The organism is Natrinema sp. CGMCC1.2065, from assembly GCF_051225675.1.
GTDB classification, from domain to species: Archaea; Halobacteriota; Halobacteria; order Halobacteriales; family Natrialbaceae; genus Natrinema; species Natrinema thermotolerans.
On sequence record NZ_JBPJSJ010000005.1, the window covers coordinates 17,249 to 36,966 of the forward strand.

Sequence of the window (19,718 nt, forward strand, 5' to 3'; positions counted from 1 at the left end):
GCGGACTATCAGGTAACTATATATGATACCAGTTACCTGTCGGTGATGTGCATCGGTGACGGCGGTTCGAGAAAGCGGGGACGACGGTTGGTTTCCAATCCCCTGACTGCGGATCTCGCTTCGGCGAGGTCGGCAATAAGCTTTCTCACCGTTCACGCGCCGGTGTGGTGAGAATCAATGTTAGACGGGAAAGCGGTACGGCAGAAATTGATCGGATCGGATGACCAGCGTGCAGTGTCACCAGTTATAGGTGTCATCCTGATGGTAGCTATAACTGTTATTCTCGCAGCCGTTATCGCGGCATTCGTGCTTGACATGGGCCAAAGTCAGAGTGCCAGTGCATCTGCAGGCATGGAGTTCGAGAATAACACTCCAAATGAATCTACAGTACAAGTGACTTGGATTGAAGATGGTCGAACTGACGGGACTGTGACTGTTAACTGTCCAGATGCTACCACCAGTAAAGGCGGTGCAATTGGGGAGGTAGGAGGTAGTGTGAACTGTGATAATTCAGCATCAATCTCAGTCGTGGCGAGCTACGATGGCAGTAATACCACTGTCTCGACTTGGAGTCCCTAATCTAGCCGCTAAATATTATAGAATTTTATTTATTAATTCCATATGAATTAGAGCCATCTGTCTATCACTATCGCCATCGACTTTCAACACTCGTGCGATACCGAAGTCCGATCATCGGTGTATTCGCGATTTCCTGAATCGTCTCAGGATCGAACTCGCCCCGAGCGTCGTCGATGTTCTGCTCGGACTCAACCAGGTGCGTGAGCGCGGCGTCGATGACGACGGACATCGGCGGGTCGTCGAGATCGTCTTCGGCCACGATCTCGCTCACGCGCTCGAGTTTGCGTTGTCGTTCGTCGGTGAGTTTGAGACTGGTGCGCTTGGTCATTGTTTAAGCGAGGGTATGCACGGGGGGTCGGTTCGCGTCGCTCGCGGGTGAGCGACTGGTCGGTCCTTTATGAATGGGGGTCGGTGCCCCGGCGTGATCACGGTGGGTGCTGTCCGGGTTGGGTCCGATGCTATGCACTCGTACGGCCCACAGCCCACGGCAGGGTGCATACATCGAGATCTCCGTATACATCTGAACGCAACCCCGTGGGGTCGGATCTGAGAACCCGATTCCACAGCTCTCAATCACGCTTCCGCCTCCCCTCCGTTGTCGGACGGATACGCGTCGGGGAACGACTCTCGGTCTCGCTGGTAACAGCCGTCGCAGAGGGTCGCCGGTTCCGGTTCGTGGTCGTCTCGCTGTTCCGCTCCGTTGTCTCCGCAAATTTCGCATTTCATTGGTCCGATTTCTCCGTAGCGTCGGTGGCCTCGAGCCCGGCGAGTTCCTTCGCATGCTCGAGGTCTCGCCGTTGCTCGCGTCTGGCCTCCTCCAGGAACTCGTCCATCATGCCTCGATCTCCTCGACCAGCTCGAGGGACCACTGGCCGTCGTCGACGTGACGGATGTGCATGTGATAGTCGCCGTCGATCTCGCCGTCCTCGTCGAGAAGGCCCTCGATTCGCATGTCGTCTTTCGGCATCGTGATGCCGACCGAATCGCGATCGATCTTTCGCAGTTTGTTCAGCGCCATATCCGGCGGGCAACCCGCCCTCTCATAAAACTTCGTGACTCTCTGGGTTCCAAGTGGGTACCCCAAGGGAGTATCCCTTTATTCCGAGGTTTTTCGGAGAGGCGGGTTGCCGACCGAGCGTATGGCACTGAGTTTGCCAGCAAGTACAGTCCCGGACGCCGTGCGCCGGGAAGATGGTATCGACCTGATTGATAGCGTTCTCGCGCCCCTGTTCGTCCTCGCGTCGATCTCGGTCGCCGCGGTCGGCACGTTCACCCTGAACGCGCCGTTCAACACCGGCTTCGAGGGTGTTCTGGTCTCGAGCAATGGAACCGAAATCACGTGGGGGTTCCTGATCTCCATGATTACGATCGTCGTCGCGTGGGTCACGAACGGTCAGACAACGGTGGACGACTACACGGACATGGAGACGGTCGTCTTGCTCCTGATGTTCATCCTGAACATCCTGAGCGCCCTCGTGCCGGCCGTCTCGGTCGCGGTCGCATCGACGTGGCCGCTCGGCTGGTTCATGGTGTTCCTGAACGGGGCCGGGTTCTACCTGATCGCCTACAAGTGAGGGACCGAACGATGGAAACCACTACTAACGACTCGAGCGCGGAAACGCCCCGAATCGTCCTCGAGAACTTCAGCGAGGGTCTCGAGCGCGACCGGATCATCGCGACGCTGAAGAGCGCCGGAATTCGGCGGGAGGCGATCCATGTCGAATAGACTCGCGACTGCGCTGCTGGCGCTGGTCGTCCTCGGCTCGCTCGTCGGCTTCGTGGCGATCGGCACTGCACAGTCGTCCGAATTCTCCACCAACGAGACGGTGACCGTCTCGAACGACTCGACTCCGATCAACGTCTCGGTCACGTGGAACGAATCCGTCACGGACCCGGCGAACACGTCGGCGTCGGTCACGTTCTACAACGAAACCGAATACGCAAACGACCCGGCCAACGCCACGATCGCCCTCGAGGACACGATCGGGGCCGACGCTGGGAACACGACGACGGCCAGCTACGACGAGAATGCCAGCGGTCTCGAACTGGACACGGATTACCGAGTCGTCGTTTCGGGCGGGTCGGCGATCGACAGTGCATCAGTTGAAGACAGCTCTGGCTACCTCGGCGGCGTCTTGCCGAGCGGCGGTGACTCACTCGGCGGCGGGATACTCGTCGGAGGCGCGGTGATCGGGGTCGCCGCAATCGGTGCGGCGCTCTGGACCATTCGCGACTAAGAGATACATCAATGATTCCATCAATCTTTGACAGTACGGACGCTGAGTTGTACAGATCCGCTTCGATAGCTGGTACGGAGGTGGCCTGATGTCGGCCCATCGGCCCATAGCCCATCGCGCCTTTACCGTCCTGCTCGCGTTCCTCCTGGTCGGCTCGGCCGTCGCTCCGATCGGGGCGACACAACCAGCGGCGGCACAGTCGAGTCCGACGCTCCCGAGTGGTTGCACGACGGCGGACTTCCTGAGTTTCCCCGGCGGTGTCGGTAGCTGTCCTACGTCGTTCCTGAATCAAGAGATCAACGACCTGCAGGATGCGAACGACATCTATAATTATGGTTTGAACGGAATGGCGGGGACCGAGGCCGCCTTCACGTTCTTCGATAATTACCTGAATGATACGCGGTCTCCTGCACGGATGCGGATGCAGGTAGCTGTCTCTCAGGCGTACCAGAACGGTAGTTCTGAGATCAAGGCAACAAGCGACGCTCGGGCCGCAGTTACGGAGTATTACACCGTCAAAGAGGAGAATCTTCTGCGAACCTATAACACATCCCTCCATCTTGCTGATGGGATGGTCCAGCGGACCGAGACTTCCGGCTTCGACCCGAAGAATACGACCCGTCTTGTCGGGTCGAGTTCTGAGGGGTACTCCTATTCGTTCACTGGCTCCTTTCGGATCGTCGGCAGCACGACCGTTGAGTTAGGGGACAACTCGACCACGGTCCAAATGCCGGTCATGGAGACGACGTTGGGCTCGATCGGCACTCACAGTTCGTATGGGAAGGTGAATGTCACCTCGACGGCCCGATTCACGCTTCTAAACGCCACGGATGCGCACACTCTACAGTTTGAGGATACCGACGGTTCTGAGACAGGGAGTTTCGATATGTCGTTTACTCAGATCAACCTGCGGCACGCAGTCGATCCAGCGACCTATCCGAAGCATGTCTATCTGGACGTGTCTAAGTTCGAGAACCGACGATCTACTATCACGGATCAGCGTGACGAGATGCTGAACTACTCGGAGAGCTTCGTCTCTAACACTTGGTCCGCCTACGAAGAAGGCCGGATCAACGCAAACGACGTAGTCAGCCGTCTTACCCAACTTGAAGGATTCTCGCAAGATGCCGTCGGCGAGAATGCAACGATGGACGACGTTGTCGTCGCCCTGTCCTCGATGGGGCTGGCGACACCCGACCTAAATTCGACCGGATACATGAGCGTGGAGTTCACGCCGGAAGCCGGCTCTAATCCCGACCCGATTACTCAGGAGGGAATGCTGTTGTCGTCGTCGTCACCCGAGAGTGGTAGCTGGTCCGCGAACACTACTTATACTCCGAACGAAATCGAGAACTCGACGCCGCTGATGATGGCGACCGACACCGGCGAACAGTACACTATCAACGCCTCGGAAAACGTAACGCTGTACGAGATCGTAGATACCGACGGAGATAACGTCGAGAACACAACGACCGACGAACTCCCCGAGAACTACGACACTGTCGATACTGCGCAGCTAGTCAGTGACCTGAACACCTCTCTCCAGCGGATTGAGGAACTCGAGCAGCAAAAACAGGAAAGTGAGGAACAGGAGGGCGGGATCGGGTTCCCGTCCATCGGCCTCCCAGAAGCCGGGGGCGCGTTCGTCGGGCTCGTGGTGATCGGTGTCGCAGTACTGGCCGTCATCGGAATCGTCACACGGGGAGGGCGACCATGAAGCGGGCAGTCGCTTTCGTCATGGTCGCGATCGCGGTCGCGATGGGCATGGGCATGGGCCTTGGGCCGGTCGCCGCGCAAGAGCAAGCCAACGAAACAGCGAACCAGACCGACCAAGAGCCGGTGGTCGACCCCGAAGGCGACAACGCCCTTCGGACGATCGACAACCAGACGCGAGTCACTGACTGGAGTTACAGCCCCGGCCGGTTCTCCCTCGAGATCGAAGCCGACGAGCCGACCACGATCAGCCTCACTGAGTCAGGGTCGTTCGAAGAGGACGCGGAGAGCTTCAACTACGCCGAACACGAACTCGAGGAAGGAACGCAGACGGTCACGTTCATGGTCGCGCCGCGGCAGGGCGGCAAGGGCGCGGCCGTCGCGATCGCCACACAACAGTCCCTCGAGAACGGCGGCGGCGCGGTCGTCTCGACCGGGACAGTCCAAAGCAACCCGTTCAGCAACTTCGGGGGCACGAGCGGCCTGTTCTCCGGCGTCGCGATGACCTCCGGCTTCGCCGGGCTCGGAGCCTGGTACGTCGTCCGCTCGGAAGAGGACGGGGTGGTCGAAGCGTGAGCCTCGAGACCAGCGGTACGTTCGGCAGCTGGCGCGACCGCGTGACCTACGTCTTCGCCGAGGCGCAGTTACTCGTCTTCGCCGTCCTGTTCTCGGTCGGCGTCGCGCTCCTATGGATCCGTCCGTCGGTGCCGGGCATCCCGCCGATCGCGGTGGGATGGTTCGCCGCGGCGATCCTCCTGGGACCTCCGCTGTTCGCGATGTTCGTCAGCGGGGCCCGGAAGCTCCGCAACCGCCGGATGGTCGATGTGTACCACATCAACGGCGTCGACGACACTCGCCGCAAACTCTACGTCGCCCCCGAAGTCTGGAGCGAGAAGACCGTCGAGGGCCCGTCGCCGTACAACTGCAACGACGGCGATGCCTTCGAAGTCCGCGAGTTTACCTACCACGAGGACACCGGCCAGCTCGTCGTCCGCGGCTGTTACTTCAGCCAACTCGCCGACTCCAAACTCGTCACGATCAAAGCCATGCTCGAGGACATCCACGGCGATCTCGTCGACGCCTTCCTCGAGTACAATCGGCTTCGCGGTCGGATCTCGAAGATGGGGCTCGAGATCCAGCGCGACGTAGTCAACGAAGAAGCCGAAGCCGACGAACGCGGCATGATGAACCCGCGGACGGCCGTGAAGGAACGCTTCGAAGCGGCCAAGGACGACGCCGAGGCTCGAGACGTAGACGAGATCAAGGACGTCTCTCAGTACGTCGACGACTACACCGAGACACACGGTGATCGAACACCGGTCGAAGCGGACGAATCGGCCACAGAACAGCCTGCAGCGACTGACGGAGGAACGAACCGATGAGATACATCCACGACGGGAAACTACGGAACCGGACGATCGACCCACCGACCGTGTTCGTCTTCGATGAGCTGGCAACTACCGGGACCGGACGGACGAATACCGCGCTCAGGACGGCACTACTGAAACAGCGGAAAACAGCCACCACTCCGCTACTCGTCGGCCATGAACCGTGCCAGTGGAGGTGGACCGATCGATGAGCGACGAACAGGACAATTTCACGGTCGGCGGCTTCGCCGAGTGGCAACAGGGCAACCAAGCGAAAGATCCCGACGAGGTCCTTCCGCACTCGGGCTTCGTCCGCGACGAACAGATCGACCGCCAGATGACCGTCCGTGCGCTCCACCACGATCCCGACCGCTGGGAGGGCAAGGCGGCAGCGACCTACATGGACGTACAGAAGAACCGCGACATCCTCAAGGGCGAGGGCGGCCACACTGCCCGGCAGGCCCTCGAGAACGGCGACACGCTCACGCTGAAACACTACATCGGTGATCCGAGCCAACAGGCCGACCTCTCGGGTATCAAGGCGATCACGCGCTTGCAGGAGATCGTCGCCGGGCCCGCGCCCGTGATTGTCGTTCTCGGCGAAATGGGGGCTGGCAAAACGAACCTCGCGTGTCTGCTCCTGCAGCTGCGTGACCGCTGGGTCGACGGCGATCTCCTCGTCGGCTCGAACATCCGGACGCTTCCGCGAAACGACGACTGGGTACGGGACGACGGCACCGTCGAGGACGGCTGGATTCCCAACTTCCCGCTGCTCGAGGAGTGGGTCGGCCAGGACGGTAACCCGGTCGAGAACCCCCAACAGCCGAAAGCATTCGTCGGTGACGAGTTCTCGACGAACGCCTCGGGGACCGGTTCAGACGGCCAGAAGGTCCGGAAGCTGATGGGGCCGCTGGTGTTCAAGATCCGCAAGTACAACGGGATGCTGATCTACATCGGTCACGACGAGTCGTCAATCCATCCGATGCTCTGGCGCGTCGGGACGATCATCAAGAAGCCCGATCGCAACAACAAGGGCAAGGCAATCGTCGCCGACCGGATCTCCGGTGGCAAACTGCAGGATGTAGACCCACGACCGTTCACCGGTATCCCGCCCGCGGACTTCGAACCGCACACGAACGACGAGGCCGACTGGTCGTGGTCGGCTCCCTCGAGCGAGGACGACGGTCCGGCGATCGCCGAGGACGAGGTGAAACGGGTCGCTGCCTGGACGATGGAAGAGTGCCGCCAACAGGGCATGTCCGCCCGCGAAACCGCCGAGTTCGTCCCGTACAGTCACGCTACCGTCTCGAACTGGTGGAACGACATCGATGAGGGCGGTGAGAAGCGCGAGTGGGTTAACACCGTTGAGCGGGTGATCGCATGACGGCGTCGGGGTGGAAACCTGTAAAGCGTAACCTGCCCCCCTTTAGAAAGCGGCCCACCGCCCACGGCCCACCGCGCTCGCTCCCGGTCGGGAGCGAACGGAGAGCGATGGGCCCGCCGTCGCTGCAGTCAGCGGAGGAGGATATATATCAACGCGCGGAGCGCGTGTGTAGCCACCAGAAAAGTGATATTTTCGAAGGGCGAGTTCGAAGAAATCGCGACGCACGTCATGGAGGGCGATCGGCGTGCCGGTGACCTTCCTCCGGAACCTCGCGTTCGTCGCTCGGTTCACCGCCGTCGATCTCGCCCACCAGCTCCGGCGCGACCTCGAGCGTGGGGTGTTCTCGAGACAGACTCTCGGGTTGATCGGCGTCGCGATCGCCGTCGCGGTGTTCGCGCTCGGGCAGGGTGAGTGGTCGGTCGCGGCCCTGTCGCTCCTACTCGCCGGTTTCTTCACCTACGGGCCCGCTCGAGCGGATCGCCGCTGGCGAGACGACCGGAGGGAACCGTGAACCGATCGAAGCGCGCCAACCACTTCGGGACCGCCGTCGAGAAACGGATGGCCGAGAAGCGCCGGTTCGACCTCGAGCGGGCGAGCTGGCACGACGCCCGGTTCGGGAACGGAACGCCGGTCGAAATCAAGTCGACCATGCACGAACACGCAGACGGCCAGCCCGGCAACTGGAAGGTCTACCGAGAGTATCACGAGAAACTCCGGCGGCACGACGGCTGGTACTGTTTCGTCGTCTACCGGCCACATGGGCGCTCGGGCTGTACGGTCCTCCGGGACAAGATGGTCCGCGCGGGCGATCTCCCGCTACTCCGCTGGCACGGTGGCGGCGATCACCGCGGGACCGAACAGGCGAAAGTTTCGATCGACTCGATCTTTTAGGAGAGAGTGTCTAACCGGCACCGTTTGCTTGTTTCTAATCCGGATGGCCAACAGGGCTATTGTAGTCTAACTTGAAGTCACGGACGGCGAGGCACGATTCAGTCGTTCCCGACAGAATCCGCCGACTCCGAGACAAGCGGCACCTCGCCGATGAGATCGTTCCGACGCCAATGGCCACATTGACAGCGATCTCAGACCCTCCGATTGATTCCCATCATCGGAAGGGGGCTTCAACGCTGGCTTCCGCCGGCGTTTCTCGAGGGACTGATTCACTCTGTAGTGACGACGATCTCGTCTTCGATATCGAACGTCATCGCTCGCGTCGACAGCGTCTCGGCGATCTCCCGCCGCTGCTTGAGGGTGAGGTCGTCGCGCTCGAGGACCTGGCGGGCAGCCTGGACGAACTTCGGTACGTCGTCGCAGGCGCTCACGACCGCTTTCGTCTTGTTGCAGTCGTAGAAGTCGGCCGCGCGTTCGATCGCATCCCGTCGGTACGCGTAGTCGCCGTCGGTCCTGATTCGCATACTCGTACACACGACCCCCGAAATCCTAGTTTTTTCGACTCACTGGACGACTCATTTCGGCCCAAAACCGGCGGAACCTGTCGGATAGTCGGAGACGGACGACGGTTCAAGCGATGGATCGACTCGAGATATGCACACGAGGTGTCGCGGCTCGTGTGCATATTCGGGAATCGGATTCTGTCGACGTGCGACCCCAAGGGAGTGGAAGGTAGAGAAGAACAGCATCAGAATATGGTTGAGGCTGCTATTTTAGTACATTAATTCGAATCTTCGCAATCAGAATGAGTATCTGTTTGAATAGTAGAGTCGAAAACCCCCTCTACTCTAATTTCATGAGATCCAGTTACAAATTCCATGTTTTTATATACATGAGATGTTGATATAATAGATATTATGAGTGTTGCTAATCCAACGAAGAGAGCAAACCAATTAGTGACTATGCCAATAACGAAGGTAAGAAAACCAAACACCGTACTCATCATAGATATTGCAGGCACCAATGTGTCTACCACACCGACTGATAAGAAAACGAATATTACAGAAAGTATCACGATTTGGTGGATCTCGGATAGGGGAATCCAACTATTAAAGCCTGGATAAAGAAATTCCCACAGAGGAACCGTGTAACCTACCAGTAATATCGAGGATCCCCAGAACACAAATATGAATCCCTTTATAAATTCAAATAGCTCTTTCTCCTTGCGGATTCTACTTTTATTCTTGCTATCTTCTATTCTTGGGAAATATTCGGATGAGAATGTAGTCCGAGCAAGATATATTGTGCCTATAGCTACCAAGAGGCTTCCGATAGCTTGGATTATATCTGAATAGGGTAATGGCCGAGGATAGTATGCTAACTGTGTTATCCGCATCGATAATATTATAGATAAAAGTACAATAAGCGAGTTCATAGTGTAGATCCTGATCCAATTCACGATACGGCTATTCCTCGAGGTTCGGTTGCCGAGAATTCTCGCAATTTGGCCTGCAAGAACTTGAGCTGTCCATGATCGGAGCGAGGTTAGCCAATTCGGTTCTAACCTCTCCTTTATGCGTTTTCTTCTCCAAAATAACGCTAATGAACTGGCAATGAATAATATATTTATCAAAAGTAAATATGTGAATAGTATTGATTCTGGACTCATTATTTAATGTATGAATAGTATTCGATAGAATGAATCACGGATGGCTCTCTACCGTGGCATCTTTTCTGGTAAACTTAAACTCTCGCAAGCGTCGCACATACTCTCCGCACCGGCAATTTGTCCTGCCTGTACTACTCATCTTCAGTTCGAAATGGCTCTATAGCATCATCTGCGACTTCTGCCCGCTCGATCTGCTCTATTGAGCTAAAAGAGACATATTTCTCGTCAACCTTTCGAAGGGGCTGACGCCCTTCTGAACCACCTACTGCATCCAGAGGAGTCGTTGAATTCGCCCCCCATAGAAGACTAACATTACTTAACTCGATATACTCCTCAACGTCTTTTAGAAGAAATCCTGGGGGAAATGATGTGACATCCTCTACTGTACCTCGGATCACATGGACGTTCTGCTTAATCTTGCCCTTTTCATCATCATCTAGTGTAACTGAATGATCACGGATAAGAATCTCTTCTCCTTTGTATTCCTTCCAGAACTCATAATATTCGGATACACTCTCAGAAACACCTGCTAGAGGGCCAAGTACAGATGGATCAACCATACTCTAACCAATGACTAACATCTAATAAATACAACGGCGAGTAGGCAGATACCTCCGTTTCGTAGGGAGCAACTGGAGACTCCCAATTTTCGCGTGCCCATCTTTGGCGCGATCCCAACACCTTCAGTTTCAACTCCGCGGTGCGGAGGCGGGGCGGTTAGTTTGGGACCTTGGCCTTAGCCACACCCTCTAATCCGGAATTCGACCCGCAGGGTCGGATTCCGGGATGGGTGCGGCCGGGGCCGACCGGAGCGAATGCGAGGATCGGCCCCGGCCGCACGCGCCGCGAGCCCGGTTCGACCGACAATACAGTCACGAAAAGATGAAAATAAGTCCGAAGGATAGTGTTGCCACTCACGAGGACCGCGCTACCGGGGCGCGAGTCCGAAGCCGCGGCCCTGTTTGGTCACGATCTCGCCGCGCTCCTGGAGCGACTCGAGCGCCTGGTCGACCTCGTCGGTCACCGACGAAACGATCACCTTGAGCGTCGAGTACGTGACCCACTCATCGCGGTCGGCGAAGTTCGTCCACGCGTCCTCCAGGTCGATCTCCTCGGGGTCGATGTCGCGATCGTCCAGGTCGGCCTGTTCCTCGAGCTGGCGCTCGCGCTTGCGACGGTGCGCGTCGCGGTCCCAATCGGCTCCGGCCCATCCCTGATTGAGATCGCGGAACCGCTTGATCGATCCGTCCGCGAGTTCGACCCGCATGTGGAACCCGTACGCGGTCCCGTGTCGGTCACAGACCGCGGTGTAGGCCTCTCGCGCCAGGTTCTTCGCGTCCTCTCGGTCGGCGGCGACGTAGCGCGGCTTCAACAGCGCCCGGCAGTCGTCGCGACGCTCGTCGACCCCAACGTCGTAGTTCCGAACGAATCGCTCGAGCGCGTCCGTCTCGACGCCCTGGGCGTCGTCGGCCACCTGCATGGCCGTCGACCCGAGCGACCGTCGGAACTGTTCCTCGGCCGACCGCACCCGTTTCAGCATCGCCTGGGCCGCGTAGTCGCTCTCGATCGCCAGCTCCCCGTACGCGTGTTCGACGAATCCCTCGAGCCGATCGACAGCCCGGAGGATCGTGTCGTAGCAAAAACCGGTCTCGTCGGCCGCGTCCTGTGGCGATACCTCGCCGCCGTCAGTGAGCAACGTGTCGACGACCGCCCGGTCCGACGGGTTCATGTCGCCCCACAGCCGCATGATCGTCTGTTCCTGTTCGCTTTCGATTTCCGGCAGTGGGCAGTCGACGAGCTTCAGCGATCGGCGCTCGCGGTCGTCCGGTTTGAAGTACGCGTCCTTCTGGTACTGTTCGCCACCGGTCACGTCGAGCCCGCCCCAATCAAGGACGTTCACCAGGAGTTCCTCGAGTTCACGCCGGAGATCGTGGCGGTCGAGTTCGTCGTCGTCGCGCTCCCAGTAGACCGTGCGATCGGTCACACTCGTCTGGTAGCCGATCTCGAGTTTCGGATGCCAGCCGAACTCGTCGGGATCGTAGTTGTCCGGATCCTTCATGTAGTAGTGCTTGGCCTCTTTCCCGATCTCGTGGCCTCGGATCACCTTCCCCGCCCGGCGGGCGTCGACGACGCTGGCGACGTAGTCACCGGGCCGCTCGCGGTTGTCTTCGACGTGCTTTCGATACCCCGAGCGGTCCGATTCGAGAAGTGAGTGCATCCGGGCGATCGGCCCGTCGGCCGCGTAAATCGGGCCGGACTCCGACCGCAACAGACGCACGTACACCGCCGCATCGGTGATATTCGACGTGCGGTAGAACTCGTGAAAGTACCGGCGCGGGAGTCCGAAGGTCGCCGCGGCCTCGGTAAGGAGCTGAGGATAGCGGTCGAAATCGATATTCGACCCTTGTACCTGTGCATCCAGGTACGGCACACCGAGGTCCATGTACCCGTCAACGTCCGTGATCGGGCCGGTCCATTCACCGTCGCCGTCCTCGTCGGCCTTCTTCTGGCGCTTCATATCCGGCCACCGAGGACGGAACGTGATCGTCCCGCCCTTGATCCGCTGACTCCGATCGGCGCGTTCGCCGTCGTACGTCGAATCCTCACAGACGAAGTAGATCCGGTAGAGATAGGCCGTCTCGAGGCGGTACTGGGGATCGTCCCACGGAACGATCGGCTGGTCATCGTAGTCGAGACACACGCGCCAAGTCTCGCCGCCGGCCTCGAAGGTGCCGGTCGGCTTCCCGTCGGCAACCCAGTCGTGATCCTTCCGGACGTTCGTGAGCTGGTAGTACGGTTTCAGCCCATCGCCCACGAGGTGAAAGTGCCCGTCGAACTCGTGGCACTGGAACCGGAGGAACCGCTGTGCGCTCACAGCAACCCCTCCCGTTCGGCGAAGCAAGCCGTACACAACGGGACCGGCTGGTTCAACCGCGTCTTGACCTCCGGCCCATCGTAGCCACAATCGACACACTCGGGCCACTGCGTACCCGGCTCGTCAGTCTCGTCGTCACCGTCGTCCGCTGGCGGGTCCTGCGGCTCGAGGCCGAAGGCTGTCAGGGCGGCCACGGTCACGCACCTCCGGCCTCTGGTCCGGCGAAGTCGGCCAGCGTCGCCTCGGGATCGTCGTCCGAATCAGGGTCGTCGTCAGCCTCGTCGATGGGGATCGTCGACGGGTCCGGGTGATGGACGACCTCGACGTCTTCGAGCTGGGCGGCGACCGCGTTCGCGAGCAACCGCCGGTGGCACCAGCGGGCGTCCTTTTCCCAACAGACGAGCCAAATGTCCCGCTCGCGAGCCCGGTCGGCCAGCTCCCCGATTACCTCTTGGGGACCCGCCCGCTCGAGATGTTCGCGGTACCGGCGCTCGAAGTCGACCGATTCCCACGCGATCGCGGCCGGGTTCGGTTCGTTGTTCTCGTCGGCGGCTTCCTCGACGGTCTTGTACGCGTTCAGCAGCTCCTCCGGCGGTGCGACCGCGGGGATGTTCCGGTCCGTGATCCGCTCGACGAAATCCTGGGGATAGCGAACGACGCCGAAGACCGCATCCCCGTCCGCGGGCTCGAAGCTCGAGTTGAGCCCGCCAAAGTAGGTCGTTCGGACGGTCATGGGCGATCACCGTCCTCGATCTCCGCAGGGTCGAACACGCGCGCCCAACTGAACTGAACGTATTCCTCGCTGCGACCCTCGCCCGCCGACCGCCACCCGTCGGTAATGGCGCTGATGAGGTGGTCGATCTGCGTCGCCGGGACGATCTTCGCGGCGATCAACTCCCGATCGTGGGGCGCACAGACGGCGAACAGGTAGACCCCTCCACGCTCGAGTAGTTCCTCGTGTTGCGTCCGGCGGAGCTGGAGGCGTCCGCGGCGCTGTCTCTCGCCGTAGACGACGGCGACGCTTTTGATCTCGACCGACGTTCCCTCCTCGAGGACGACGATGCCGACGAAGGGCAGTTCGTCGCTTGGCTCGACGATCGCCTCCGCGATCGCATCGTAGTGCGGCGACTCCGTATCTGGGACGTACCGCAGTTCATCGACGTACTCGAGGACGACCGATTCGGACCGATCGCCAGCCTGTCTCGAGGCAGCGAGTTGGGACTGCTGAGAACTCATAGCGGGCCCTCCCGCGCGTTCCGAACCGCACGCGTACACTCGGGACACAGTCGGCGAAGCGCGTCGACGCGGTCACCACAGCGTTCGCACTCGTCGGATTCGACGAGGCGGCTCATCGCGAACCACCGTCCGTTCGATCCCCGAAAACCTCGTCTACGGTCGGATGGCGGTCGTCACACCACCGCGTTAAGCACCGACCGCCGATCTTCTCAAGACCGCAGGTGTCGCACCGATCACCGCCGCTCGAGGACCGTCCACCGTCGGCCCGAACCTCTCGGTCCCCGAACGCGCGGCGAACGTCGGCGTCGGTCGCTTGATGGGCCGGATGGGCGATGGGCGTCCGGCTCTCCGCATCGTACAGTTCGCTCGCCCGGACGAACCCGCTACGCATCAGCCTCTCCCCCGTGCCGACCCTCGGAGGTTTCCGGATCGGGGACCGCCACGTCGACACCAGCGGCGGACCCGCGGCTCAGACGCGCGTACGTATCGCAGTCACCACAGCGGTGGGCCCGGTCCTCGTCGTCGCCGAAGACGCGGCGGAACCGGTCCGTAACATGAGTACCACAATGGAGACAGGTAGACTGCGTTACCTGTCTCGAGAGTGTGGTACTCACGCCGACCACCCCGGATTTCCTTCGCAGAAATCACGGGACAGCGCGGACCCGAATTCGGCATCGTTCGTCCCTCGATTTTCTACGGGGGTTTGTACGGGTTCGGTATCCGCGTATAATTCGGTAACAGTCGCGAGACTCGCGACTAACCGGGTAATTCGAAACGTTACAAGAGTCGAATGGACTCGCGGGGATTTGAACCCCGGGCCTCTTCCTTGCGAAGGAAGCGATCTACCACTGATCTACGAGCCCTCGAACGTTCATATCCGTGGTTTCTATTTGAGGCTTGTGTTTCGAAGCGGGATCGGGACACACCACCACGGTCGTGGCTCGAGCCGGGTCGTCGCTCGCGAAATGCGGTTGTCGTGATCGGGGGTTCCCTCGGTGCGACGGCACGAAACGACGGTCGTCGCGATCCACAGTCGGTCACCGGGAGACGGCCCTGCTCGGAGTTCAAATCCTCGTGGCGTCCGAGCCGTCACTCGACCCGACCGCGAGAATGCGCGCCCGTCCGGCGACGGCACCGACGAGGAAGCCGACGAAATGCGCGAGCAGGGCGACGCCGGGCGAGGCGGTCGCGACGGTAACCGCGACCGCGAGGCCGACGACGACGAGCGCCGACAGCCAGGGCGGGACGTCGACGAGCGAGCCCAGCCCGCTCGAGAGGCGGTTCGACGCGAGGAGATAGCCCAGCAGGGCGAAGACGGCACCGCTGGCTCCGAGGACGCCGGGCGAGGGCGCGACGGGGATCAGCGGTACCGACGCCAGCAGTCGCGTGAGGACGATCTGGGCAGTGCCGGCGATCGCACCCGTCACGGCGACGAAGACGTGAAAGCGGGCCCGCGTCGTCGCCCGCGCGACCGGCCAGCCGAAGACGATCAGGGCGAGGCCGTTCGAGACGAGGTGGCCGAGGCCGTCGTGGGCGTAGACGCTCGTGACGATCGTCCACGGGTCGGCGGCCAGCGGCGGTCTGAGGACGAAGAACGTTCCCATCACGCCGACCAGCGCGGTCAGCCCCTGGACGACGAAGACCAGGACGAAGACGGCCAGCACCTCGAGGACGGCGCTGCTCGAGCGGGGTCCCGACTCCTCGCTCCCGGAGTCGGGTCGCAGGTCGATCGTCGATTGGGACGTGGAGGGACGGGCCATGAAGGGAGTTGGGACGGCGGTGGGCAAAAGTCCCGGCGCTTACTGGTGTGGTGTCGACGGTCGGCGCGGGCCCTCTCGGATACCGATCGAGACGGCGGCCGCTGGTCGAACGGGAACGGCGAAAACGTGAAACTCGCTCTCGAGTCGCGATCGGACCGTCAGTCTTCGAGGACGATCTCGATCGAGACGTCGTTCGGCACCTGAATGCGCATGAGCTGTCGGAGTGCGCGTTCGTCGGCGTCCAGATCGATCAGGCGCTTGTGGACGCGCATCTCCCAGTGCTCCCACGTCGCAGTGCCCTCGCCGTCAGGCGATTTCCGGGTCGGCACCTCGAGGGTCTTCGTCGGCAGCGGGATCGGACCGCTCAGGTTGACGCCGGTGTTGTTCGCGATCTCGCGGACATCGTCGCAGATGTCGTCTAAGTCGTCTGGACTCGTGCCCGCGAGTCGAACGCGTGCTTGCTGCATTTATTCTTTCTCGTGGACTTCGAGGACCTTGCCGGCGGCGATGGTCTGACCCATGTCGCGGATGGCGAAGCTCCCGAGTTCGGGGATCTCGCTGGACGGCTCGATGCTGAGGGGCTTTTGCGGTCGGATGGTGACGACCGCGGCGTCGCCCGACTGGATGAAGTCGGGGTTCTCCTCGGCGACCTCGCCGCTCGAGGGGTCCATCTTCTTGTCGATCGACTCGATCGTACAGGCGACCTGAGCCGTGTGAGCGTGGAAGACCGGGGTGTAGCCGGCCGTGATCACGCTGGGGTGTTGCATGACGACGACCTGCGCCTGGAACGTCTCGGCGACGCTTGGCGGGTCGTCGGCGGGGCCACAGACGTCACCACGTCGGATGTCGTCCTTGCCGATGCCGCGGACGTTGAAGCCGACGTTGTCACCGGGCTCTGCTTTGGGCACCTCTTCGTGGTGCATCTCGATCGTCTTGACCTCGCCGCCCACGTCGCTGGGCTGGAAGGAGACGTTGTCGCCGGTGTTGAGGAGGCCGGTCTCGATACGTCCGACGGGGACGGTACCGATACCCGAAATCGTGTAGACGTCCTGGATCGGGAGTCGGAGCGGCGCGTCCGTCGGCGGCTCCGGCTCCGGCAGGTCGTTCAGGGCCTCGAGCAGGGTTTCGCCGTCGTACCACGGCGTGTTGTCGGACTTCTCGGCGATGTTGTCGCCTTCGAACGCCGAGATCGGGATGAACGAGGCGTCGTCGGTCTGGAACTGCACCTGCTTGAGCAGCTGGTTGACTTCCTCGACGACCTCGTCGAACGTCGACTCCTCGTAGTCGACGATGTCCATCTTGTTGATGCCGATGATGAGTTCGTCGATACCGAGGGTGCGGGCCAGGAAGACGTGTTCCTGGGTCTGGGGCGCGACACCGTCGTCGGCGGCGACGACGAGGACCGCGTTGTCGGCCTGCGAGGCCCCGGTGATCATGTTCTTGACGAAGTCTCGGTGGCCCGGACAGTCGACGATTGTGAAGTCGTAGGCGTCCGTCGAGAACTCCTGGTGGGCGATGTCGATGGTGACACCACGCTCTCGCTCCTCGGCGAGGTTGTCCATGACGTAGGCGAACTCGAAGCCACCCTTACCCTTCTCTTCGGCTTCTTCGCGGTGCTGTTCGATGACGTGCTCGGGTACGCTCCCCGTCTCGTAGAGGAGTCGCCCCACGAGCGTACTCTTCCCGTGGTCGACGTGACCGATGATGGCCAGGTTCTGGTGTTGGTCGCTCATTGTTGTAGCTCACGCGCAGAGGCGCTTATATCGGTCCCTTTGGCTCGTTGCGGTTAAAACCATTTCGAAAGCGTATTCGGTCCATCCCGCCGCCTTCTTGCGGTTTGGCTAGCATTCACACGACACGGACCGTTCGAACGGCCGGGGTAGAGGTCGCTCGGACACCCACGTCGTCGAGGACGAACTATTCGAACGGAAGAGCCGAAACACGGTGCGTACGGGGGAAGAAAGCGGGTTACAGCGGCGGGAGACGGCCGACGTCCGACAGCACCGCGGTCGCCGTCTCCGGGCCGCCCGCGCCGCGGCCGCTCGAGTGCAAGGAGCCGGCGTTGCGGGTCTCGATCTGGACGATGTTTCGCGTGCCCGTGACCGCGAGCGCGCCGTTCTCGGGGACGAGTCGCGGGCCGACGCGGACGCCGTCGCGGGTCGCCTCGCCGATCAGCCGGATCGTGCGGCCGTCCTCGGCCGCAAGGTCGAGCGCGCTGCCGGGGATCGACTGGATGCCCTCGACGGTCGCGTCCGCGAGCGAGAACCCGCCGTCGGCAAGCACGTTCGCGAGGATGACGAACTTCAGCGCGGCGTCGGTGCCGTCGACGTCGAAGGTCGGATCGGCTTCCGCGACGCCCAAGTCCTGGGCCTCCGCGAGGACGTGTTCGTAATCGAGTCCCTCCGCGGCCATGCGCGTGAGGATGAAGTTCGCGGTGCCGTTGAGGACCCCGCGGACGGCGGTGACCGACTGGGGCGTGCAGTCCTCGATCGTCGACAACACCGGGATCGCGCCGCCGACGGTCGCCTCGAACCGGATCGAGCCCGCGCTGTCGGCCTCGAGCGCGCGAAGTTCCTCGTAGCGTTCGGCGACCGGCCCCTTGTTCGCCAGCACGGCATGGCGGTCGGCCTCGAGCGCGCGTCGGACGTGACTGAAGCCGGGTTCGGCGTCGTCCAGCGTCGTCGGCGTCGCCTCGACGAGGACGTCGTACTCGGTCTCGAGGACGTCCTCGGGATCGGCCGGCCCGATGGCCTCGTCGCCGGCCTTGCGCTCGAGGGCCGCCTCGACGGGGATCCCGTCGGGATCGACCGCGGCGCTGGTCGAGTCGGCCAGCGCGACGACCTCGTGGCCGTACTCGCCGGCCAGATCGGCCACCGAACGGCCTACGTCGCCGGCACCCAAAATTGCGAGTCGCATCAGGCCTCACCTCCGAGCAGCGGTTCGACGACGGTCAGTTCCTTGTCCGAGCCGATCGAGCGGATGGCCGCGAGGGCCTCCTCGGAGCGGCCGGAATCGATCGCCAGCCGGGCGCGGGCGCTCGAGATGCCGTCGGTACCCTCGGGCGCGGCCAGTGAGAGGTCCTGAACGACGGCGTCGGCCTCGTCCTCGATCCGCGAGAGGGTATTCGAGAGATCGGTCTCGACGAGGTTGCCCACCAGCACGACGCTGACTTCCTCGCCGTAGTGTTCCTCACCGGCCTGGATGACGTTGACGCCGGCACCGCGCAAGGCGTCGACGATGTCGTCGAACCGGTCGGGCGGACACTCGAGGTCGACCTCGACGGGAATGTGCCCACGCGGTGTGATGTTGCCCCGCTGGTGGTGAATGCTCAACAGATTGCCGCCGTTGTCGGCGATCGGGGCGAGCGCGCGAAGCAACTCGCCGGGTTCGTCGACCAGCTCGAGCCGGACGGTGTACGCGCGGACGCCGCCGTCGGTCTCGGCGTCGGGCTCGTCCTCGCCGGAATCGGGCGCGTCACCCATCGCCGACACCTCCTGCCTGCAGGCGTCTACTCGTCATGATATCTGATGTCCGTAACGGGCGCGTAAAAGGATATAGGACTTGCCAAAACTGTCCGGCCCTGTCAACGTGGGACACAGGGGGAAGACGAAGCGTGACCCAGTATCCGAGCCGTCAGAGGTGGTCCTTCCCGGGGTTCGACGAGCCCCAGTCGCCGCGGCCGCCCTCGGTCCGGTCGACGCCCATGATCGACTCGGGTTGGTCGGGGCCGCCGAGGCTATCTCGAGCGTCGGGGACACGGACGGTGACCTCGTCGATCTCCGGCCACGTGATGAGTTCGGCCTCGATGTTGCCGGTCGTCACGTCGCTGACCGAACACCCCTTACAGCCGCCGCCGAGTTCGATGATCACCTCGCCCGTCTCGGGGTCGGCCGCCCGCACCGCGCTGGTCCCGCCGTGCATCTGAATGATCGGCATCTCTCGGGCCATCCACTGCTCGACGCGTTCCTGCAGTGACGGCTCGTCCTCGGAGTTGGTCATGTGCCATG

Annotated in this window: 27 protein-coding genes and 1 tRNA gene; 11 read left to right on the top strand and 17 right to left on the bottom strand. The window is 61.5% G+C overall.

Features of this window, described 5'->3' with window-relative positions; all coding sequences use genetic code 11:
• The first annotated feature begins 177 nt into the window (after positions 1–177).
• Positions 178–579 carry a type IV pilin gene (locus ACSBP4_RS07005; protein ID WP_435551755.1) on the top strand — a complete coding sequence of 134 codons (402 nt, stop codon included), beginning with the start codon at positions 178–180 and terminating at the stop codon, positions 577–579.
• A 67-nt stretch (positions 580–646) separates the two neighbouring features.
• Here the strand turns inward: ACSBP4_RS07005 and ACSBP4_RS07010 are convergent, their stop codons facing one another.
• Together ACSBP4_RS07010 and ACSBP4_RS07015 are read right to left on the bottom strand one after the other, a co-directional pair.
• Positions 647–907, bottom strand: coding sequence for a DUF7386 family protein (locus ACSBP4_RS07010; RefSeq protein WP_435551756.1), 261 nt, complete (start codon positions 905–907; stop codon positions 647–649).
• Between the two features lie 504 nt (positions 908–1,411).
• Positions 1,412–1,597 carry a hypothetical protein gene (locus tag ACSBP4_RS07015; protein WP_049965913.1) on the bottom strand — a complete coding sequence of 62 codons (186 nt, stop codon included), beginning with the start codon at positions 1,595–1,597 and terminating at the stop codon, positions 1,412–1,414.
• A gap of 121 nt (positions 1,598–1,718) precedes the next feature.
• Between ACSBP4_RS07015 and ACSBP4_RS07020 the strand changes: the two genes are divergently transcribed.
• The 10 genes from ACSBP4_RS07020 (at position 1,719) to ACSBP4_RS07065 (ending at position 8,171) form a co-directional block, all read left to right on the top strand.
• Positions 1,719–2,153, top strand: a complete 435-nt coding sequence (locus ACSBP4_RS07020) for a hypothetical protein (RefSeq protein ID WP_435551757.1) — start codon at positions 1,719–1,721, stop codon at positions 2,151–2,153.
• Positions 2,154–2,164: 11 nt separating this feature from the next.
• Positions 2,165–2,305, top strand: coding sequence for a hypothetical protein (locus tag ACSBP4_RS07025; RefSeq protein WP_158413756.1), 141 nt, complete (start codon positions 2,165–2,167; stop codon positions 2,303–2,305).
• Positions 2,295–2,816, top strand: a complete 522-nt coding sequence (locus ACSBP4_RS07030; protein ID WP_066297740.1) for a hypothetical protein — start codon at positions 2,295–2,297, stop codon at positions 2,814–2,816. The genes ACSBP4_RS07025 and ACSBP4_RS07030 overlap by 11 nt, the downstream gene beginning before the upstream one ends.
• An 88-nt stretch (positions 2,817–2,904) precedes the next feature.
• The gene (locus tag ACSBP4_RS07035) at positions 2,905–4,533 is read left to right on the top strand and encodes a hypothetical protein (RefSeq protein ID WP_435551758.1); all 1,629 of its coding nucleotides are present in this window, start codon (positions 2,905–2,907) and stop codon (positions 4,531–4,533) included.
• A complete protein-coding gene (locus ACSBP4_RS07040) occupies positions 4,530–5,105 on the top strand; it encodes a hypothetical protein (protein ID WP_435551759.1) in 576 nt (191 codons plus the stop codon). Before ACSBP4_RS07035 ends, ACSBP4_RS07040 begins: the two co-directional genes overlap by 4 nt.
• Positions 5,102–5,911 carry a hypothetical protein gene (locus ACSBP4_RS07045; RefSeq protein WP_435551760.1) on the top strand — a complete coding sequence of 270 codons (810 nt, stop codon included), beginning with the start codon at positions 5,102–5,104 and terminating at the stop codon, positions 5,909–5,911. The genes ACSBP4_RS07040 and ACSBP4_RS07045 overlap by 4 nt, the downstream gene beginning before the upstream one ends.
• Positions 5,908–6,108: a hypothetical protein gene (locus ACSBP4_RS07050; RefSeq protein ID WP_435551761.1), complete on the top strand. Its 201-nt coding sequence runs from the start codon at positions 5,908–5,910 to the stop codon at positions 6,106–6,108. The genes ACSBP4_RS07045 and ACSBP4_RS07050 overlap by 4 nt, the downstream gene beginning before the upstream one ends.
• Positions 6,105–7,280 (top strand): hypothetical protein, encoded by a 1,176-nt coding sequence (locus tag ACSBP4_RS07055; protein ID WP_435551762.1) that lies wholly within the window; start codon positions 6,105–6,107, stop codon positions 7,278–7,280. The genes ACSBP4_RS07050 and ACSBP4_RS07055 overlap by 4 nt, the downstream gene beginning before the upstream one ends.
• A gap of 244 nt (positions 7,281–7,524) precedes the next feature.
• Positions 7,525–7,791, top strand: coding sequence for a hypothetical protein (locus ACSBP4_RS07060; protein WP_435551763.1), 267 nt, complete (start codon positions 7,525–7,527; stop codon positions 7,789–7,791).
• Positions 7,788–8,171, top strand: coding sequence for a hypothetical protein (locus tag ACSBP4_RS07065; protein ID WP_435551764.1), 384 nt, complete (start codon positions 7,788–7,790; stop codon positions 8,169–8,171). The genes ACSBP4_RS07060 and ACSBP4_RS07065 overlap by 4 nt, the downstream gene beginning before the upstream one ends.
• Positions 8,172–8,440: 269 nt before the next feature.
• Here the strand turns inward: ACSBP4_RS07065 and ACSBP4_RS07070 are convergent, their stop codons facing one another.
• The 15 genes from ACSBP4_RS07070 to ACSBP4_RS07140 all read right to left on the bottom strand — a co-directional run bounded on the left by ACSBP4_RS07070 (position 8,441) and on the right by ACSBP4_RS07140 (position 19,710).
• Positions 8,441–8,695, bottom strand: a complete 255-nt coding sequence (locus tag ACSBP4_RS07070) for a DUF7692 domain-containing protein (RefSeq protein WP_435551765.1) — start codon at positions 8,693–8,695, stop codon at positions 8,441–8,443.
• Positions 8,696–8,952: 257 nt separating this feature from the next.
• Positions 8,953–9,840, bottom strand: a complete 888-nt coding sequence (locus ACSBP4_RS07075) for a hypothetical protein (RefSeq protein ID WP_435551766.1) — start codon at positions 9,838–9,840, stop codon at positions 8,953–8,955.
• A gap of 131 nt (positions 9,841–9,971) precedes the next feature.
• Complete coding sequence (locus tag ACSBP4_RS07080) at positions 9,972–10,400, bottom strand: hypothetical protein (RefSeq protein WP_435551767.1); 429 nt, start codon at positions 10,398–10,400, stop codon at positions 9,972–9,974.
• Between the two features lie 368 nt (positions 10,401–10,768).
• Entirely contained in the window at positions 10,769–12,715 is a 1,947-nt protein-coding gene (locus ACSBP4_RS07085; RefSeq protein ID WP_435551768.1) for a hypothetical protein, read from the bottom strand.
• Entirely contained in the window at positions 12,712–12,909 is a 198-nt protein-coding gene (locus tag ACSBP4_RS07090) for a hypothetical protein (protein WP_435551769.1), read from the bottom strand. Before ACSBP4_RS07090 ends, ACSBP4_RS07085 begins: the two co-directional genes overlap by 4 nt.
• 2 nt (positions 12,910–12,911) lie before the next feature.
• On the bottom strand, positions 12,912–13,448 hold the full coding sequence (locus ACSBP4_RS07095) for a DUF488 family protein, N3 subclade (protein WP_435551770.1): 537 nt from the start codon (positions 13,446–13,448) through the stop codon (positions 12,912–12,914).
• Positions 13,445–13,951: a hypothetical protein gene (locus ACSBP4_RS07100; protein WP_435551771.1), complete on the bottom strand. Its 507-nt coding sequence runs from the start codon at positions 13,949–13,951 to the stop codon at positions 13,445–13,447. The genes ACSBP4_RS07095 and ACSBP4_RS07100 overlap by 4 nt, the downstream gene beginning before the upstream one ends.
• Positions 13,952–14,334: 383 nt before the next feature.
• The gene (locus ACSBP4_RS07105) at positions 14,335–14,574 is read right to left on the bottom strand and encodes a DUF7563 family protein (protein WP_049965900.1); all 240 of its coding nucleotides are present in this window, start codon (positions 14,572–14,574) and stop codon (positions 14,335–14,337) included.
• Positions 14,575–14,742: 168 nt separating this feature from the next.
• A tRNA-Ala gene (locus ACSBP4_RS07110) sits at positions 14,743–14,814 on the bottom strand.
• A gap of 201 nt (positions 14,815–15,015) precedes the next feature.
• Complete coding sequence (locus ACSBP4_RS07115) at positions 15,016–15,711, bottom strand: rhomboid family intramembrane serine protease (RefSeq protein WP_435551772.1); 696 nt, start codon at positions 15,709–15,711, stop codon at positions 15,016–15,018.
• 158 nt (positions 15,712–15,869) lie between these two features.
• Positions 15,870–16,178 (bottom strand): 30S ribosomal protein S10, encoded by a 309-nt coding sequence (gene rpsJ / locus ACSBP4_RS07120; RefSeq protein ID WP_004215311.1) that lies wholly within the window; start codon positions 16,176–16,178, stop codon positions 15,870–15,872.
• The gene (gene tuf, locus ACSBP4_RS07125) at positions 16,179–17,444 is read right to left on the bottom strand and encodes a translation elongation factor EF-1 subunit alpha (RefSeq protein ID WP_006181534.1); all 1,266 of its coding nucleotides are present in this window, start codon (positions 17,442–17,444) and stop codon (positions 16,179–16,181) included. It abuts the gene before it with no gap.
• Between the two features lie 235 nt (positions 17,445–17,679).
• A complete protein-coding gene (locus tag ACSBP4_RS07130; RefSeq protein WP_006647756.1) occupies positions 17,680–18,627 on the bottom strand; it encodes a homoserine dehydrogenase in 948 nt (315 codons plus the stop codon).
• Positions 18,627–19,193 carry a hypothetical protein gene (locus tag ACSBP4_RS07135; protein ID WP_006647757.1) on the bottom strand — a complete coding sequence of 189 codons (567 nt, stop codon included), beginning with the start codon at positions 19,191–19,193 and terminating at the stop codon, positions 18,627–18,629. Before ACSBP4_RS07135 ends, ACSBP4_RS07130 begins: the two co-directional genes overlap by 1 nt.
• Positions 19,194–19,344: 151 nt before the next feature.
• A complete protein-coding gene (locus ACSBP4_RS07140) occupies positions 19,345–19,710 on the bottom strand; it encodes a NifU family protein (protein WP_006647758.1) in 366 nt (121 codons plus the stop codon).
• Positions 19,711–19,718 lie beyond the last annotated feature (8 nt).

Bases quoted from the DNA above. Each gene is read 5' to 3' on its own strand.
- ACSBP4_RS07005 (WP_435551755.1), top strand. From the start codon at position 178: ATGTTAGACGGGAAAGCGGTACGGCAGAAATTGATCGGATCGGATGAC.
- ACSBP4_RS07010 (WP_435551756.1), bottom strand. From the start codon at position 907: ATGACCAAGCGCACCAGTCTCAAACTCACCGACGAACGACAACGCAAA.
- ACSBP4_RS07015 (WP_049965913.1), bottom strand. From the start codon at position 1,597: ATGGCGCTGAACAAACTGCGAAAGATCGATCGCGATTCGGTCGGCATC.
- ACSBP4_RS07020 (WP_435551757.1), top strand. From the start codon at position 1,719: ATGGCACTGAGTTTGCCAGCAAGTACAGTCCCGGACGCCGTGCGCCGG.
- ACSBP4_RS07025 (WP_158413756.1), top strand. From the start codon at position 2,165: ATGGAAACCACTACTAACGACTCGAGCGCGGAAACGCCCCGAATCGTC.
- ACSBP4_RS07030 (WP_066297740.1), top strand. From the start codon at position 2,295: ATGTCGAATAGACTCGCGACTGCGCTGCTGGCGCTGGTCGTCCTCGGC.
- ACSBP4_RS07035 (WP_435551758.1), top strand. From the start codon at position 2,905: ATGTCGGCCCATCGGCCCATAGCCCATCGCGCCTTTACCGTCCTGCTC.
- ACSBP4_RS07040 (WP_435551759.1), top strand. From the start codon at position 4,530: ATGAAGCGGGCAGTCGCTTTCGTCATGGTCGCGATCGCGGTCGCGATG.
- ACSBP4_RS07050 (WP_435551761.1), top strand. From the start codon at position 5,908: ATGAGATACATCCACGACGGGAAACTACGGAACCGGACGATCGACCCA.
- ACSBP4_RS07055 (WP_435551762.1), top strand. From the start codon at position 6,105: ATGAGCGACGAACAGGACAATTTCACGGTCGGCGGCTTCGCCGAGTGG.
- ACSBP4_RS07070 (WP_435551765.1), bottom strand. From the start codon at position 8,695: ATGCGAATCAGGACCGACGGCGACTACGCGTACCGACGGGATGCGATC.
- ACSBP4_RS07075 (WP_435551766.1), bottom strand. From the start codon at position 9,840: ATGAGTCCAGAATCAATACTATTCACATATTTACTTTTGATAAATATA.
- ACSBP4_RS07080 (WP_435551767.1), bottom strand. From the start codon at position 10,400: ATGGTTGATCCATCTGTACTTGGCCCTCTAGCAGGTGTTTCTGAGAGT.
- ACSBP4_RS07095 (WP_435551770.1), bottom strand. From the start codon at position 13,448: ATGACCGTCCGAACGACCTACTTTGGCGGGCTCAACTCGAGCTTCGAG.
- ACSBP4_RS07100 (WP_435551771.1), bottom strand. From the start codon at position 13,951: ATGAGTTCTCAGCAGTCCCAACTCGCTGCCTCGAGACAGGCTGGCGAT.
- ACSBP4_RS07115 (WP_435551772.1), bottom strand. From the start codon at position 15,711: ATGGCCCGTCCCTCCACGTCCCAATCGACGATCGACCTGCGACCCGAC.
- rpsJ (WP_004215311.1), bottom strand. From the start codon at position 16,178: ATGCAGCAAGCACGCGTTCGACTCGCGGGCACGAGTCCAGACGACTTA.
- tuf (WP_006181534.1), bottom strand. From the start codon at position 17,444: ATGAGCGACCAACACCAGAACCTGGCCATCATCGGTCACGTCGACCAC.
- ACSBP4_RS07130 (WP_006647756.1), bottom strand. From the start codon at position 18,627: ATGCGACTCGCAATTTTGGGTGCCGGCGACGTAGGCCGTTCGGTGGCC.
- ACSBP4_RS07135 (WP_006647757.1), bottom strand. From the start codon at position 19,193: ATGGGTGACGCGCCCGATTCCGGCGAGGACGAGCCCGACGCCGAGACC.
- ACSBP4_RS07140 (WP_006647758.1), bottom strand. From the start codon at position 19,710: ATGACCAACTCCGAGGACGAGCCGTCACTGCAGGAACGCGTCGAGCAG.